The organism is Ferroplasma acidarmanus Fer1 (assembly GCF_000152265.2).
In the GTDB taxonomy this organism is placed as follows: Archaea; Thermoplasmatota; Thermoplasmata; order Thermoplasmatales; family Thermoplasmataceae; genus Ferroplasma; species Ferroplasma acidiphilum.
This window is the reverse complement of sequence record NC_021592.1, coordinates 293,985-310,072: the sequence shown is the minus strand read 5'-3', so window position 1 is coordinate 310,072 and position 16,088 is coordinate 293,985. Positions and strand designations below refer to the sequence as shown.

At 36.6% G+C, this 16,088-nt stretch carries 20 protein-coding genes and 1 tRNA gene; 10 read left to right on the top strand and 11 right to left on the bottom strand.

The window, feature by feature from the left end:
• Positions 1–59: 59 nt before the first annotated feature.
• A complete protein-coding gene (locus FACI_RS01335) occupies positions 60–866 on the top strand; it encodes a hypothetical protein (protein WP_009886290.1) in 807 nt (268 codons plus the stop codon).
• 17 nt (positions 867–883) lie between these two features.
• Here the strand turns inward: FACI_RS01335 and FACI_RS01330 are convergent, their stop codons facing one another.
• On the bottom strand, positions 884–1,237 hold the full coding sequence (locus tag FACI_RS01330) for a nuclear transport factor 2 family protein (protein WP_009886289.1): 354 nt from the start codon (positions 1,235–1,237) through the stop codon (positions 884–886).
• A 236-nt stretch (positions 1,238–1,473) separates the two neighbouring features.
• Between FACI_RS01330 and pyrB the strand changes: the two genes are divergently transcribed.
• Positions 1,474–2,391, top strand: coding sequence for an aspartate carbamoyltransferase (gene pyrB / locus FACI_RS01325; protein WP_009886288.1), 918 nt, complete (start codon positions 1,474–1,476; stop codon positions 2,389–2,391).
• Between the two features lies 1 nt (position 2,392).
• Positions 2,393–2,848 carry an aspartate carbamoyltransferase regulatory subunit gene (gene pyrI / locus FACI_RS01320; protein ID WP_019841348.1) on the top strand — a complete coding sequence of 152 codons (456 nt, stop codon included), beginning with the start codon at positions 2,393–2,395 and terminating at the stop codon, positions 2,846–2,848.
• Positions 2,849–3,033: 185 nt separating this feature from the next.
• Here pyrI and FACI_RS01315 read toward each other — a convergent pair whose 3' ends face one another.
• From FACI_RS01315 to FACI_RS01300, 4 genes are read right to left on the bottom strand one after another with little or no spacing between them, the layout of a single operon-like run.
• Positions 3,034–3,663 (bottom strand): diphthine--ammonia ligase, encoded by a 630-nt coding sequence (locus tag FACI_RS01315; protein WP_009886286.1) that lies wholly within the window; start codon positions 3,661–3,663, stop codon positions 3,034–3,036.
• Positions 3,664–3,668: 5 nt separating this feature from the next.
• Positions 3,669–4,331 carry a DUF120 domain-containing protein gene (locus FACI_RS01310; RefSeq protein ID WP_019841345.1) on the bottom strand — a complete coding sequence of 221 codons (663 nt, stop codon included), beginning with the start codon at positions 4,329–4,331 and terminating at the stop codon, positions 3,669–3,671.
• Positions 4,332–4,381: 50 nt separating this feature from the next.
• A complete protein-coding gene (locus tag FACI_RS01305) occupies positions 4,382–4,738 on the bottom strand; it encodes a type II toxin-antitoxin system VapC family toxin (RefSeq protein WP_009886284.1) in 357 nt (118 codons plus the stop codon).
• The gene (locus FACI_RS01300) at positions 4,738–5,349 is read right to left on the bottom strand and encodes a translation initiation factor IF-2 subunit beta (RefSeq protein WP_009886283.1); all 612 of its coding nucleotides are present in this window, start codon (positions 5,347–5,349) and stop codon (positions 4,738–4,740) included. The genes FACI_RS01305 and FACI_RS01300 overlap by 1 nt, the downstream gene beginning before the upstream one ends.
• A gap of 243 nt (positions 5,350–5,592) precedes the next feature.
• Here FACI_RS01300 and FACI_RS01295 point away from each other — a divergent pair, with 243 nt between their 5' ends.
• Both FACI_RS01295 and FACI_RS01290 read left to right on the top strand, forming a co-directional pair.
• A complete protein-coding gene (locus FACI_RS01295) occupies positions 5,593–5,970 on the top strand; it encodes a ribbon-helix-helix domain-containing protein (RefSeq protein WP_009886282.1) in 378 nt (125 codons plus the stop codon).
• The gene (locus tag FACI_RS01290; RefSeq protein ID WP_009886281.1) at positions 5,957–6,448 is read left to right on the top strand and encodes a hypothetical protein; all 492 of its coding nucleotides are present in this window, start codon (positions 5,957–5,959) and stop codon (positions 6,446–6,448) included. Before FACI_RS01295 ends, FACI_RS01290 begins: the two co-directional genes overlap by 14 nt.
• Here the strand turns inward: FACI_RS01290 and FACI_RS01285 are convergent.
• Genes FACI_RS01285 through FACI_RS01275 form a run of 3 tightly spaced genes read right to left on the bottom strand, consistent with a single transcriptional unit; the run spans position 6,426 to position 9,002 of the window.
• Positions 6,426–7,325, bottom strand: a complete 900-nt coding sequence (locus FACI_RS01285; protein ID WP_009886280.1) for an ABC transporter ATP-binding protein — start codon at positions 7,323–7,325, stop codon at positions 6,426–6,428. The genes FACI_RS01290 and FACI_RS01285 overlap by 23 nt on opposite strands.
• Positions 7,325–8,146 (bottom strand): ABC transporter permease, encoded by an 822-nt coding sequence (locus FACI_RS01280; protein ID WP_009886279.1) that lies wholly within the window; start codon positions 8,144–8,146, stop codon positions 7,325–7,327. Before FACI_RS01280 ends, FACI_RS01285 begins: the two co-directional genes overlap by 1 nt.
• A gap of 7 nt (positions 8,147–8,153) precedes the next feature.
• Positions 8,154–9,002 (bottom strand): hypothetical protein, encoded by an 849-nt coding sequence (locus tag FACI_RS01275; RefSeq protein ID WP_148285708.1) that lies wholly within the window; start codon positions 9,000–9,002, stop codon positions 8,154–8,156.
• A 245-nt stretch (positions 9,003–9,247) separates the two neighbouring features.
• On the opposite strand from FACI_RS01275, the gene FACI_RS01270 reads away from it, so the two are divergent.
• From FACI_RS01270 to FACI_RS01260, 3 genes are all read left to right on the top strand, one after another.
• Positions 9,248–9,322, top strand: a tRNA-Glu gene (locus FACI_RS01270).
• Positions 9,323–9,329: 7 nt separating this feature from the next.
• Positions 9,330–10,214, top strand: a complete 885-nt coding sequence (locus tag FACI_RS01265) for a universal stress protein (RefSeq protein WP_009886277.1) — start codon at positions 9,330–9,332, stop codon at positions 10,212–10,214.
• Positions 10,215–10,254: 40 nt separating this feature from the next.
• Complete coding sequence (locus FACI_RS01260) at positions 10,255–10,911, top strand: class II aldolase/adducin family protein (protein ID WP_009886276.1); 657 nt, start codon at positions 10,255–10,257, stop codon at positions 10,909–10,911.
• Here FACI_RS01260 and FACI_RS01255 read toward each other — a convergent pair whose 3' ends face one another.
• Together FACI_RS01255 and FACI_RS01250 are read right to left on the bottom strand one after the other, a co-directional pair.
• Complete coding sequence (locus FACI_RS01255; protein WP_009886275.1) at positions 10,912–12,459, bottom strand: tRNA uridine(34) 5-carboxymethylaminomethyl modification radical SAM/GNAT enzyme Elp3; 1,548 nt, start codon at positions 12,457–12,459, stop codon at positions 10,912–10,914. It abuts the gene before it with no gap.
• A gap of 22 nt (positions 12,460–12,481) precedes the next feature.
• A complete protein-coding gene (locus FACI_RS01250) occupies positions 12,482–13,165 on the bottom strand; it encodes a hypothetical protein (protein ID WP_009886274.1) in 684 nt (227 codons plus the stop codon).
• A 267-nt stretch (positions 13,166–13,432) separates the two neighbouring features.
• On the opposite strand from FACI_RS01250, the gene FACI_RS01245 reads away from it, so the two are divergent.
• Complete coding sequence (locus FACI_RS01245; protein WP_009886273.1) at positions 13,433–14,329, top strand: pyridoxal-phosphate dependent enzyme; 897 nt, start codon at positions 13,433–13,435, stop codon at positions 14,327–14,329.
• Here FACI_RS01245 and FACI_RS01240 read toward each other — a convergent pair.
• Entirely contained in the window at positions 14,326–14,937 is a 612-nt protein-coding gene (locus FACI_RS01240) for a histidine phosphatase family protein (RefSeq protein ID WP_009886272.1), read from the bottom strand. The two genes, FACI_RS01245 and FACI_RS01240, sit on opposite strands and share 4 nt — an antisense overlap.
• Before the next feature lie 111 nt (positions 14,938–15,048).
• Here FACI_RS01240 and FACI_RS01235 point away from each other — a divergent pair, with 111 nt between their 5' ends.
• Positions 15,049–15,933 (top strand): phosphoribosylaminoimidazolesuccinocarboxamide synthase, encoded by an 885-nt coding sequence (locus tag FACI_RS01235; RefSeq protein ID WP_048074118.1) that lies wholly within the window; start codon positions 15,049–15,051, stop codon positions 15,931–15,933.
• Positions 15,934–16,088 lie beyond the last annotated feature (155 nt).

Sequence of the window (16,088 nt, the reverse complement as noted above, 5' to 3'; positions counted from 1 at the left end):
ACAATTCCGGATCCAGATTACAATAAAAGCATTTAAAATATAAATGAATACATGTGGATATGGGAAAAGATAAGCCTTTTAAATATAAAAAATATACAGCTAACTTTGAAAAACGGTCAATACTGGATTATCTGGGAAATAATGTGATTATAAATGAAAATTATGAAAGCAAAGCAATTGAGTTGATGCAATATATAACAGACAAAACAGACAAACACTTTTCTTATAATATAACAGGAAGTGCCATTACTGCCCTGAAACAGGCACATTTTTCTGCTAAAAACGGAATGGCCAGTGCAGCATTCGAGAATACCAGATTTTTTCTTGAACGAATTTCACTGGTAAAAATAATTTCAATGATGAAAACTGAAAACAATCCATACGAAATTGCACTGGAACACATGGAATGGCACAGATTGATAGATAAAAAATTTATATTATATGGCTTACAGCAATTTACTGGCCGGATATGGCATTACATGGGAGAGAAATATGTTCCAACAGGCAATACCATATTTCTAAGCGGGATTGCGCTCTGTGGAAATCATTCAAAGGCTTACACAAAATATTCCCGGACCGTAAAGGAAATAGAGGATGAGGCGGGAATATCCATTGAGGAAAAATGTGCAAAATGCGGGAAGGAAGCCACAAGGTTTACAATTTCACTCCCAAAGGCGGGTGCTATACTTGGGATGCTTGGTTTTTACACTGGTTTTGATATCACAAAACTGGGGCGTTTTTATGGAGATTATTCCAGGGTCCTCCATCCATACGGATTTTACAATTATCCTGGACATTTTTTGATTAATCTATGGAGCATTGATTTTATACGGCTCGGCGTGGAGCTTGATAAAATATTATTTTAGGATTATTGATAGGAAAATTAAACGCTCTGCCCATCGAAATAAGTATGCCTTTTTATGGCTTTCCCGCTGGAAAATGTATACACATCAACGAAAGTTGTGTGGGATTTGCTGCCATCCTTTAAAATACCATTGAATTCTCCTTCAACAATCACATAAGGGTCGCTTGCTATGATATTCGATAGGGTATGGTGACCCTCTTTTATTATTCTATTCTTCTGATAAAACTCTTTAAAGTTTGCCATGCCCTCTATAGGTTCGTATCCGGGTCGTTTGTAAACTATGTTATCGGCAAATATAGAAAACAGGGTATCCAGATCATTTTTATCTACAGCAATATAATATTTTTTTACAGTATCTTTCAGGTCTTCCATTATTGCATATTTATTCTCATTATAAATTACTTTTGAACATTATAATGAATCTTATTTATGGCGCGGCATGAAACACCCGTTTACATGAATATTGCCAAATTTAATATCAATAAAATATAACTGCTTGCTGGAAAAACACATTCTAAAATAATCTGTTTATTTATAAAAATCTGTTATTATAATATACATAACCATTTATAATAAAGTTAAAGATAGTGTTAATAATTATGGTAATAATGTTAAAAAACAGAAGCATTATTTCAATCTCTGACCTTGACGGTGAAGACATAAATGAAGTATTTTCCCGGGCAGATAAGATGCTTGAAAATATAGAATCAGGAAAGAAAATTAATGTTATGTCCTCTAAAATACTTGCAACTCTTTTTTATGAACCCAGTACACGGACACGGCTATCCTTTGAATCAGCAATGGAACGGCTTGGAGGTTCAGTAATCAGCATGGCTGATTCAAAAACGTCCTCGACTTCAAAGGGAGAAACACTTGCGGATACTATAAGAATAGTGGAATCCTATTCCGATCTTATTGTAATCAGGCACCCTCTTGAAGGAGCTGCATTTCTTGCATCCAGATTCTCATCAAAGCCCATAATCAACGCAGGAGATGGTTCTGGTGAGCATCCCACACAGACCCTTATTGATCTTTATACAATAAGGAAAGAATTCGGTTCCATAGACGGCAAAACCATAACTATTATTGGTGACCTTAAATATGGCAGGACAGTTCATTCACTGCTCTCTGCCCTCTCGAGGTATAATGTCACTGTTAACCTTGTCTCTCCGGAAAATCTTGCAATACCGAAACATGTATACAATGACGTAAAGGGCAGGCTAAATATGAATATTTCAACTGACATTACTAAATATCTCGGGGAAACCGACATACTTTATGTTACAAGGATACAGAAAGAGCGGTTTACGGATAAGAATGAATACGCACGGCTTATCGGTTCATATAAAATAACTGTAAGTGATGTGAATAAGTTAAAGAAGGGAGCTATTATAATGCACCCTCTTCCAAGGGTAGACGAAATCTCCTCAGAGGTAGATAATACTCCTGCTGCAAGATATTTCAAGCAGGCATATTATGGGGTACCTGTTAGGATGGCTATAATTTCTATGATAGCAGGTGAATAAAATGGATAAAACGTTAAAAATATCAAAAATAAAGGATGGGACAGTAATAGACCATATAGCCGCCGGGAAAGCCCTGAAAGTCCTTGCCATTCTTGGCATTGACGAGTCAAATTCTATAAGTATTGGCATCAGGGTCACCAGTGAGAAGCTTGCCTATAAAGATGTCATAAAAATAGAAAATAAATTCCTTGAAAAACTTGAACTGGACAAAATAGCACTCATAGCAAATGAAGCCACTATTAGCATAATTAAGAATTATGAAATCATAGAGAAGTTCAAGCTTGATATGCCACAGGTGTTTAAAGGCATAGTTAAATGTGCAAACCAGAACTGTATAACAAATGCTGGTGAACCAGTAAAATCCGAGTTTATGACTGTGAATGCTGACCCATTAACAATTAAATGTGTTTACTGCAAGAAAGAGATGTCTGGAGAAGAGATAATTAATAATATATAGTAAATTAAAAATAATTGTATATATTATTAACAATAAAACTTAAAGGGTTATAACCTGGCACACAGATATTAATTGTATAATAAAATGTGGCTCCTCCGTATAATTGCATCTATTTCGGTTTCAATGTAATTATGAATAAATGTGTTATAAAGCCATTGACCTGGTACAATTTTATCATCACGGCATCAGGTGCTGAGAATCATATATCCTCCTGAATTTTTCCATATTTTTTCTTTCTTAAGGCCATGTATTTCCATGTTTCCAAGCCCGTAGACAAAAGTTTCATATTCCCCGCCCTCGCCAGCTATATTTATTCCATATTTTCCATTAATATATTTTAGATGCTGGAAATAATCTCTATCAATTGTAGCGCCAAGGTCACCTTCTCCCAACCCTTCGGCTGATACAGATACAATCATAGCCCGTATATCGCGCAAAATTAACTGGTCTATGATACATTCCTGATTTTTTCTCCACAGGGGGGAGTATATGATAGTATCGGTATCATAGCATGCTCTTTCTATTCTGGTTTTCTGGTAATCTGAAGCTATGGCACCAGTTATTATGGCATCAATGCCATTCCTGCATATTTCTCCAAGGTAGCTCCTGTAATCCTTTTCGTTGATATATTTAATGCTGAAACCAAGAAGTGAAGCGGCATATTCTGATATCCTCGAGTTTGGATAGTGGAACATCATTGAATACTCTTCAGGAACAACTGTTACCCCGTAGATAATTTCATATCCCTGTTCCACGGCCATCATAGCCGACAAAAACGAATCCTTGCCGCCGGAAAATAACGCTACAGCTTTCATATTATTCAGTGATCAAGTGCTACCCTGATATTTAATTCATCCCCATCCTGAAGTTTTAAATCTTTTCGAAGGAACTTATCCGAAATGATCTCAACAATATCGGTATAATTGCTTCTTTCAGGGAAAATTAGCCATGCCCTGGTACCATCGATTCTCCCTGAGAAACATTTTACCCCGCCGAATGTCCTTTCCTTATCTTTAAATCCACCTATATGTATTCCATCGGCACTGCGTATCCTTCTCAGAACGTTTTCATATTCAGGAAAAATTTTTATATTCAATGTGCCAGGGTATGGCGAAATTCCTAATTTGTCGAGAAATTGGGCCATGTAACCTTCCTGGGAAATGTAATATTTTCCCTCTCCCAATCCACTCTGTATCTCTCCTTTTAAATTAAATTCCTGCCGCATCTCAAGAATGGAATTGAGCTGGTTTAATTCCGAATATAGCAGATCAAGGGAGGGCTCCAGCAATGTAATCTTCTGTTTCCTGTTCTGCAATGTCCTTTCGATATATTTTTTATCAGCCAGTTCTATAATAAACCGTGATGATGTTTGCTGGCTAACACCGAGTTCCTCAGCAAGTTCGCCTGATGAAATATATACTGTATTGCCTGAACCGGAGAGCTTTTTAAGTATCTTTATTGTATTGTATAAGTTATAATCCATGTATGGGTATATCTCTATAATATTTATAATATTTTTAATGGCTATAGGAATCAATAAAACTGAAGGTTATTCTGGTTGCCCATTGTAACACACGGAATTCCCTTATTTTTCAATATTTTGCGAAAACGCCTGTCGTTTGTAAGAACCGCGGCATTTAATGATTTAGCAACCACCATTATGCAGAAATCTCCTTCACCATGGGATTCTATGTTTTTAAACCTTTCACTATATTTCAAGGCTGCCTTTGCATACCATTTTGTTGTTGCCAGCCCACGCAATTCGGCCAGAACGCATGCGGGGATAAGTGGCTCCATCCTCGGGGTTATTGACATTATGCCATTTTCAAGATCAATTTTGTTTTGAATTGCATAAATCAATATATTGGTATCCAGAATTATTTTGTCCATTATTTTACGACTTCCCCTATTGCTATATTTTTCCTGATTTTCTTGATCAATACTTTTGGGCGTTCTCCCTTCTTTGTTCCCGGCACATATATTGTGAAATCACCATAAAATGCATGCCCTTCTCCGGATTTGCCAATTTCTGTGATCTGGACTGTGTAGGTTTTTCCTTCAGTAAGCTGGTCTTCGTTTTCCTTAATTTCCCTTGAAGCTTTAATTGGATGCTCTGCACCGCACGCCTTACATACGAGAAGGTATGTCCTGCCAACTTTCTCTATTGTAGTATCCGGCGAGGAACATTCATAGCAGAGTACATATGTAGCCATATAGGCATTCAATTTTTCCCTGATCTCTTCTTCCCTGAGTTTTCTATTGATAATAAGCCGCCTGCCGGCTACGGAAGCTCCTATCCCGAATTCCTTTGTAAAATATTTTACCAGATCCTCCGGATTCCTGTTTAGCATCTCTGTAATATCAATAAAATTCCTGATAATAGTAGATTTTCCCTCGTATATTATCTCCGGTTCAGGCACCTTTAGCCGATCTTCTGTCCGGTTTTTGGACGATAGAACGCCGGATGCATCCTTTAGTAATTTATTATAATCAAATTCCATAATATCTAATTATAAACACGTTAATTAATATTGTTTTATTATTAATTTTTAAAATTAAATGTACAAAATAAAATTAAAAAAAATTAGAGTTTGATGATTTTATTATTTGTATTCCTGAATCCTTTATTTTAAGGCTAATTAACTTATGTATATTATTTAGCTCTAACAAATTAAATGTACATTTCTAGAATATTGTCCTTACAAACAATAAATTTAAATACAGATATATCTATTAACATAATAATGACAGAAAAGAGTGAAAAGCTCACCATACGTATATCTAATGACGAACTCGAAGAAATAGATTCTTTTCTCTCATACAACAGCAATTATGCGAGCCGGTCAGAATTTATACGAATGGCTGTATTAGAATACATTTCCATAAAAAGGATAGGGATAATCACCAAAAATAACAGTATCCATCCGGATCCACTTATTGAAAAAGCAATTAGCAAAATGGTGTCAGCTGGATTCTACAAAAGCATAGATGACGCATATGAGGAAATAATAAAGGAAGCATGGAGGCAAAATCTGATATCTGGGATGTTGAAAGCCACCGGTGATGAATTTAGCAAAATTGAAAAAATACTTGAGGAGGAAAAAAGATATGATAAATTATGACGATCTTGAGGAGATGCTGGCTAATACGGATGTTAAATATTTCGCTTTTATAGGGGATGATCGGAATATATTAACAGGATTTAAAGAGAATATAAGGAATGTTTCTACTTTTGTCGCTGTCAGAAAAATGGCTAAAAAAATTTCTGTTGAGGAATATACAAATACAAAATTAAAGAAAGTGGAGCAGGATGATACCATGGTAATAGAGCAGGAAATAAAAATGCCTGACTATAAGTTCGTAAGGCTCGGGGTATTCAGATCAATGGAAGATGTAATCTCACAGGCAATTGATGAACCTTCCATGTATGTGTTTATAGATTCCGGAACCACTTTTGACTCACTATGCAAATACCTGTCATCGGCAGAAATACCATTTCTGCACATAAAATACAACCGTAACGGGCTGGCTCTCAACGGGAGAAGGTTTTCATCAATTAGCAGTTTAACGGGCTATATTATGAAAAATTATTATCTTTAGCCTTTCCTCCTATCACTGAAACATAAATATTTTCAAGATTATCGAATTTTTCCACATATTCTATTTTAAGCCCCTGCTTAATTAAATCACCTATTATATCGTAATTGCTGAAGCTTGGGTTTTTCTCAATTATAAACACATTTCCATCCCGGGAATAATCTTTTATTTTGTCACCGGTTATGTCGATACTGTTCGTGGCTGTAATTTTTAATAAACTCCGCTCAGCAGACATAGCTGAATCATATTCTATTTTCCCGCCGTTAATAATTATAGTCCTGTCACATAACTCACGCGCTTCAGAAATCAGGTGGGTGCTCAGAAGAACTAGATGCTCCTTAGCTATATCTTTTATAATATTCCTCACATCAACCATGCCCTTTGGATCAAGACCGAAAGTAGGTTCATCAAGTATTATTATTTCCGGGTTTCCAAGCATTGCCACTGATAATGCAAGCCTCTGTTTCATCCCGCGTGAATAGGTGCCGGTTTTTCTATCGGCATATGCATCTATCCCGGTAAGTTCCCCGAGGCGTTTCATCTCTGATTTGAATTCGTCCTTCCCGATACCTTTTATCTTTGATGTAAATTCCAGAATCTCATATCCTGTAAGGTAACTGTAAAACTCTGGCTGTTCGATAAGTGCACCAACAGGTTCAAGTGCCTTTTCTGGATAAATTGCAACATTTACATTATTTAATTCAACCTTGCCATGTGACGGTTTTATTATGTTCGTGCACAGTTTTAACATTGTAGTTTTTCCTGCTCCATTGGGGCCAAGCAGTCCGGTACACCCATGCCCTTCTATTTTAAGGTTTATTGAATCAAGTGCCTTTATCTTTCTATAATTTTTTGTTAAACTGTCAAGATATATTTCCATCAGGACACCTCCTTTTTATCGAACAGCAACATGCCTATTACCAGTGCTATTACCGCATATATCACCATTATAAGGGCAGAAAGCATTATTTCAGAAAATGATGCAGGATTAATATCTATATGGCTTACAAATGCATTGCCAGGGTTTATGTTTATATATACCCTTTCTATGATGCTGGCTGCATCATTCAGGAAATATACCGGAGTATATTTGTATAATAATTCTATAATAAAGGAGCCTGCTTCAAAAAATATGTAATATATAACAAAAACTGTAATGTATGCATATGTGTTTTTATTGAATATTGCACTTATAAGGAAAGTTACAGACATTATGCTTAATATGAACAGAACCAGCATTATGAACGAGTATGAAAAATAGGTGGCCGGTATAGCACCTAAAAGGTATGATAATGTAAAAACTTCGAATATCAGGTATATTCCAACAATAAACATTGTAACTGTGAATGCTGCAAAATATTTTCCAAAGAATAATTTGTATCTATTAATTGGCAATGGAAATATAAAATATGCTGTTTTGTTTTCTATCTCGCTGGATATGGCAGGAGACCCGAAGAATACTGATGCAAATACAGGTATATATAAGAGTACAAGTGTCCAGAGATAATAGAATACATTAACCTTCATAGAGGCCGGGAATACAGTGCCGCCCAGGAACGATGGAAGATCATTTACATATTTAAATGAAAAATATGACATCATTGAACCTATAAGCAGTATAAGGAAAAGCATCAGGAAGAAACTTCTGGATCTGTAATAGTTTTTAATGTACTGTAAATAAATAGTAGAGGTTTTTGACATATATTACTTATATAACTCCTATATTTAACGTTTTAAGTACTGCTGGCAGGCTGGTATAGCCCTTATCTATGTTTAAATGTATCTGACTGTTTGATATTGTAATTGTATAGTTATTTCCTATTTCCCGGGATACATTAGAATTGCTTATTGCCGTTTGAATAAGAAATTTGTCAACCTGGAGGTCATTTGAATTTACAGGACTTATATTAAAATATGTTTTGTTGGACGTTGAGTTCATTGTAATATAGCTTATAGTGGGAATTGTATTATTCGCCCTGTAGTACAGAGAAATGTTGGAACTATCATTCATATACCCTTTGAAGCTTACCGCATCTCTCGATGATAGGTGGGCCGATATAGACTCATTTATCGCTTTCTGTTCCCCGATAACTATGAAATTTCCTGATGTATCGTATGCAAATATGTTTGCTGTAGTGTTTGTATTTTTCAATGATACGTTTAGCATATTTTGAAGTATTCCTGATACGTTGATATTCTGTATTTCGTAGACTGTAACATGGTCATAGGTAATGGTTTTGACATTGGACCCGGAGAATAATCCTGCAGTGCCTGAACCTGATACAGCAGCAGGGCTATTTGATGCAGTTAAATTCGGGTCAACCTGTGAAATAGCTGAAATATTGGCTACTATTCCAATACTGCCGCCATCCATGTATAAATAGTATTCAGTTCCATTCGTATGCACGGTTGATATCACTGTTGAATTTCCCGGTATATATTGAAAAGGCTGTATGGATGATGGGACATTTGATTTTGAGTAGTATTCATATGCAAAGTATGCAGCCGGTGCAACAATTGCCGCCGCTATGATAATAACAACAATCTTGGTTGCCATAGGTTTCATATATATACATGTAAATCAGGCTAAAAAGACTTTCCCATTAACATACATTTTTATATATTTTTATATATTTTTATATATTTTTATATACGGAATTTCTTATCATCCTGTTGTGTACATAATTCTAGTTAAATATAAACCCTCTGTTATCAATAAATTGATCATTAAATAATAGGAAAGGGCATCTCTCCGTGGATGGAATGAATATATTAAATATAAAAAAGTAATACTCTTCTTAAGCTCCGGTGGTGTAGCCAGGCCAAGCATTAGGGACTCTCAATCCCCCGACTCGGGTCCAAATCCCGGCCGGAGCATAATTGTATGATTTTTGAAGAACCACAGGTTGTCACACTTAAAAATAGCAATTTTTATATTCTTTTCAAACATAAATATAATATGTTTGAGTCTTCAAGGTCATATTACCTGAAAATAGACCACTTAATAATTCCAATGTTCAAAGGCACCAATTCCAGCAAGGTTTTAAAAATGTCATATGATATGGCTAAAGCTAATAATTCAGAAATAACTGCTATAACCATCAGGGAAAAAAATGACCCGATAGACATTTCCGGGAGGCTTGGTGTAGTAACTACTGCCTACAACGAGGGGAAAAAAGCAGGAATAAAGGTCATACCAAAAATCCAAACATTTGATAATGCAAGGGAAGGGCTGGTTATGGAAACATCGGGCCATTATTATGACCTTCTTATACTTTCAACAAGAAAAAGGTCAATGCTTTCAAGCTCAATTTTTGGCAATATAGGAGATTATGTATTGAAAAACTCCTCAATACCAGTGGCAATCTTGAGTTCAGGGGAGAGAGGTTATCCATATAGCAATATTATGTTGCCACTTTCCGAATCTATTAATACACGGGCGGCCGTATTTTTTGCCCTTCAACTTGCAAAACTTAACCGGTCAAATGTTACAATACTGGATTTGCGGAAATATGACAAAAATCCGGTTCATGGTTTTAAAGCACTGATGGAAAATCCTGGCATACTATCTGAAAGCAAGATAGAAATAAGAATTGTGCGGTCCGGTGGCTTCACAGGAATAAAAGAAGAGGTTGGAAATTATATTAAATCCGATAACCCGGATTGTATAGTGGTTGGTACTAGCAGATCACACAATATAAGAATGACATCAGATATCAAGTTTATAATCAAAGAACCGGAAATTGACACAATTCTTGTTAAAAAATAAAAACAAAAAAATATTTTATAGAGAATGGCAATTATTTAGAATGCTTTATTCAGAAGAAAGAGAAATTGTTTTAAATGCCTGCAGGGAAATGGTAAGCAGCAATCTTACTGTCGGTTCATGGGGGAATATCAGTTTGAGGGCCAAAGATGGCAATATAGTTATTACGCCAAGTGGTACAAACTATAATAAAAGCAATGCAGAGGATATGGTTATCACCGATATTGATGGTAAAGTGATAGACGGAAAATTAAAGCCTTCAAGTGAGCGCCTGATGCATTATGAAATATATAAAAATAGGGCTGATGTAATGGCAATAGTACACACACATTCTATATATTCTTCAGTACTGGCAGTTACCGGTGACGGCATTCCTCCTGTGACAGAGGACACGGCAATGCTGTTGGGAAACCGGGTGAATGTATCCCGTTACGCTTTAACAGGGACCATGGAATTAGCCAGATATGTTGTTGAAGGGCTGGAGTTGAATAACGCTACCATAATGAAAAATCACGGGGCTGTATCTGTTGGCACAGACATGGAGAGAGCAATTATAGCATCCCAGGTTCTTGAAAAATCAGCAAGAATTTTCGTTACAGCAAAAATGATAGGAGAAGTAAATATACTCCCGCCGGAAGATGTAAAAAAACTCAGGGAAATGTCAGAAGGTTATCTGAATCAGTGGAAGAACTGGAAATAATTAAGAAATTTCCTTGGCCATATAGGGACCCAGCCTTTCATATCCATATTTCCTGAAATAGTTTCTAACTCCTATTCCACTGATTACAATTATACGCTTTTTACCATATTCCTCAAGTGATATCCTTTCGGCTTCATCCAGCAGTTTTTTCCCGAATCCATGGTGCTGCCAGTTTTCTCCGGACTCTTCACCTATCGGTACTATATTTCCCATAACCTTTATTTCCCTTATCACTGATGAGGATAGAACTTCCTTGCGATGTGCCATTTCTGATGGAATTCTAAGCCTGAGGTATCCAATAATATCACCATTCGAACTCTCAAAGGAAAGGAATATTTCATCACCGCCGGATGCCCTGTAATTCCTTCTTGTGAGGGTATAATCATTTCCAAAGGAATCTTTCATTATTCCAACTTCCCGGCTTCTAATTTCCATAGTTTTTATTCCCATTTCCTCCATTTCCAGGTCAACAAGGTTATGCAGGTCACTCCTCTTTACCCCTGCCTCAATAAAATTAACAGGTATATCCCTCTGCATCCTCATTACCCTTACCCATGGTGGCATGTTTTTCATAAAATAGGTAACCATCCTGACTACCTTTTCAGTATCGTATGGTATGTATTTTCCTTCTTTCCAGTACTTATACAATGCTGTATTTTTTACAACGAGCGTTGGATATATCTTTAGCATATCTGGCCTGAACCTCTCATCACCCATAACCATATCAAAGCTTTTTATATCCTCTTTATAGGACGACCCGTACATTCCTGGCATAAGGTGATATAAAACCTTCAATCCCGCATCCCTTGCGAGCTGGGTTGACCTCACTATTTCTTCCACGCCATGCCCTCTTCTGTTAAGCCTGAGTATCCTGTCATTAAGTACCTGAATGCCAAGCTCAACCTTAGTTGTCCCGTAGGATAACGCCTCATCTATTTCCCTCTCGTTGAACCAGTCAGGCTTTGTTTCAATAGTCATGCCAACACAGCGCCTCTGTGAAAATTCATTTTCCAGTATTGCCTGGTCCAGCGTAGGGGATATTTTCCTGTTCATTCCATCAATGCATCCTTTAACAAATTCTTCCTGGTATTCTCTGGATCTGGCGGTAAATGTACCACCCATGACTATTAAATCAACTTTACTGGTATCATGGCCTATTGTTTCCAGCTGTTTTAGCCTGCTGAATGCAATATTATAAGAATCATAATAATTTGTCCTTCCCCTGAGGGCAGATGGCTCATACCCTGTATATGATTGGGGAGAATTGCTGTCAATTCCACCAGGGCAGAAAATACATTTGCCGTGGGGGCAAGCTTCAGGGGATGTCATAGCCGCCACAACCGCAACTCCTGACACAGTCCTGGTAGGTTTCTTCCTCAGCAACTGCACAAATCTTCTATTATCTCCATAATTAAGAATTTCTACATCACTGGGAACAACGTCGAGATTGAATTTTTTTGATAATAAGAGTTTCTCTCTCTGAAGCTGATCCTTATCCTTAATTTTCCCGTTAACTATTAGAGAAGTTATCTGATCATAAAAATCCATAATATATGATAATTGTATATGGTTATAAATTTTTATTCATTCCATTGTCTTCATCATTTTTGTGCTCTTCCTGGTACTTCTTCCGTCCTGCAGACCGTATAACGAATGAAAGGGCTATGACTATTATCAGTATCAGGAAATCGTAATCTCCCGGTATTCCAAGAGATGTTGAGAATACAATAATAACAATTGCAACAAGGAAAATAACATTGGATAAAATTGCATATATCCGTGGCATCCTGTATGCATTTGCTCTTCTGTTCCCCTGCGGATTCTGTGCATTTATACCATTATATGTAGATTTTACATAGGGGGACATAACACTCATATAGACTATAACCGGTACTTCATCATTCATATAATCATATGTGCCCGTTAGGACACCAGCCCCGAAAGTAAGGGTGCCTATTTTAGAATCATCGGATTTAATGTCCATTTTTCTGGTATCCATATCTGCATATGGCTTTGATAGAGAATATGTCCTGCCGTTATAGCTCATTACAAGGTTTCTGGAAAGGGTTCCCATGTCCATAGATCCCTGGCTAATTTTATAGCCACCAGGTGCTTTGTCAATATAAACACTCTGGAGGCCCGAGGTATTTGATATCTCTATTGATTTCGCTCCCAGGGAAGATGAATTTGATTTTATTGTGTAAATTTCATTGTCATCCTGGTATATCTTTCCATCCTTAAATGTATATTCCACTCATTAACATTTAAATATCGTATATTATTTTTTCTATACGCACTGTACAATTTTAATAATGCAAATAGTCCGGCAGCATAAGCCGGCTCTCCTTGCTATCCTGGAAAAGCTATATGTGGCACATTAAGGAAACCATCCTGTTCCGGCTCTGTGATTCAAGAATAAGAAAATTTTATAGAAAAATCAGCATGTTAGAATATATACTATGTTTAGTTAATATTCCGGGTCTTTCAATAGTGTTAATTACTTAATTTTAATTTGCTATTCATGTCACTATTTAATGAAATTGCTATGGAATCCAATAAAATTGGAATTGGAAACACACCACTATTCAAAATAGGAGAAACAGGAATATATTCTAAACTTGAATATTACAATCGCTTCAGGTCAATTAAGGATCGGGCAGCATTTTTTATGATAGATTATGCACTTAAAAGCGGAGAGTTGCGAAGCGACCAGACTATTATAGAAGCATCATCAGGAAATACCGGTATTGCTATTGCTGGAATTTCAAGTATACTTAACTTAAAAAACGAGATAGTCATTCCGGAATCGGCACCTGACGCCACGAAGAAATTGCTTTCAAGTTTTGGTTCCAGAGTTGTAACAACTCCAGGCAATAGCACAGAAAACTCAATAAACTATGTAGAAGACATGATAGAAAAATATCCGGAAAAATACTACAGGCTAAGCCAGCATGCAAATATTATGAATTCTAACGCCCATTATTACGGAACCGGGCCTGAAATTAATGAAAAATTGGAGCATATTGACAATCTCGTGGTGGGAGTAGGCACCGGTGGGACTATTACAGGGCTTGCCAGATATTTTAAGGAAAAATACAACATAAATGTCACAGGCGTACTTCCAGCAGAAGGGTCAAGAATAGTTGGACTGCGCAATCCATTTAAATCAAACCACAGAGTTCTTCTTGATACCTATAAATCTCTTATAGATAATTTTGTAACCGTCTCGGAAGACGATGCATATGAGGGTGTCAGGCAACTCAAGGCTAAATATAACTTACTCGTTGGCCCTTCGTCGGGTGCTAATTATATGGCATCCCTGGCAATATCTGAAAATAAAGGTACTACCGTAACTGTATTTCCTGACGACTATTATAAATATCAGTCAATATACATTGAGAAATCAATAATAGATTAATTGAAAGATTTATTTTTCCTATCGGGGTAGTTGTTTAGTGGAAGCCAGTTAAACCCTTTCAATTCTATATCAAAACCTTCAACAGAGAAAATAGATATGGAACAGTTGCTAATTTCAAGACTCGTCAATGGCAGCCCCTCCACTCCTGTTGACAGCGAATACATACCACGGATCGGTTCAAGGTGTGTTGCAATAAGTACCTTCTTAAAACCGTTCCCTGAAATAGAACCTATAAATTCCTTCACCCTTTTTTTGAGATCAGAAAACTTTTCCACACCGTATCTGTTCTCAACCCCATCCTGAAATGTTGAGTACCACGCCGGATCCTTGGATTCAATTTCCGTTATTTTCATTCCTGTGAGCTTCCCTGTGCCAATATCCCTTAGCCTGTTGTCCGTGATATATCTATCAATTCCCATATTTTCAAGTGTTTGTTTTACCCGCAAAACCGGGCTGCTGTATACAGCATCAAAATATAACTGTTCCAGATATTTTCCCGTTTCCCTGGCCTGTTCCAATCCATTTTCATTTAATTCAGTATCATCAAGAGGAAATACAGCAGACGCATTATTATATGTCTCACCGTGCCTTACCATGTATACAAGCATGAACCGTTATTTAGCATTGATAATTAATTTTTATGTTTAAATTTGGGTGACTCACAAATATTTATTCATTAGAAATCAATAAAATTATATTGGCATTAACTATTTATGGGCATGGAACTTCTTAGAAAAGGCAAGGTAAAGGATGTATATGACGATGGAAAGGATCTGGTCTTTAAATTTTCGGACAGAATATCCGTATTCGATAAGATTATTCCAGATTCTATCCCACATAAGGGCGAATCACTGTGCAGAACCTCAACTTACTGGTATAATATTGTATCATCCCTGGGGATAGATACAGATTTTATTGAACTTGTGTCTGATTCAGAAATGAAAGTAAAAAAATTCAGGCAGATAGACCGCGGTTATAAATTTCTTTCAAATTATATGGTACCTCTGGAGTTTATAACAAGGTACTATCTTGCTGGTTCCGCCTATGACAGGGTAAAATCGGGGGAAATTGACTATCATTCCCTGGGTTTCAAGAATCCTCCTGTTTATGGAGAAAAACTTCCAGACCCATTTTTTGAAGTTTCAACAAAATTCGAAAAGTTTGATAGATATCTTCATACTGATGAGGCACTTGAAATTTCTGGCCTTGATGCCGGTGAATTATGCGAGATTCAGGAAACCATTTTTAAGATAGACAGAAGGATAAATAGTTCTGTGGAAAGCAGGGGGCTTATTCATGCCGATGGAAAGAAAGAATTTGCACTGGGCCTTGAAAGAAAACCGGTAATAATTGATACATTCGGCACGCTGGATGAAGACAGGTTCTGGGATAAGAAAGATTATGAGAACGGGCAGGTAAATGAACTCAGCAAGGAAATGGTAAGGCAATATTACAGAAAAACAGGATACCACCAGAAACTCTATGATGCCAGGGATAATAATCAACCGGAGCCGGATATAGAACCTTTGCCGGAAAATATTGTTAAAACAGTTTCAGATTTATACATTCATATGTACGAAAAAATAACTGGATTAAAGTGGTGAACTACCTCATTCCAAAGCATTGAAGCTTCCTGGTTCATCGACATAATTTGCCTTCACATATGAAGTATTAAGCCCTTCAAAGGTATCGGTTAATGTTTCCCCGGGCGTAAATCCCCTGCTATCTTCAGGTAAAATATAGGTGTTGATGCCTTATG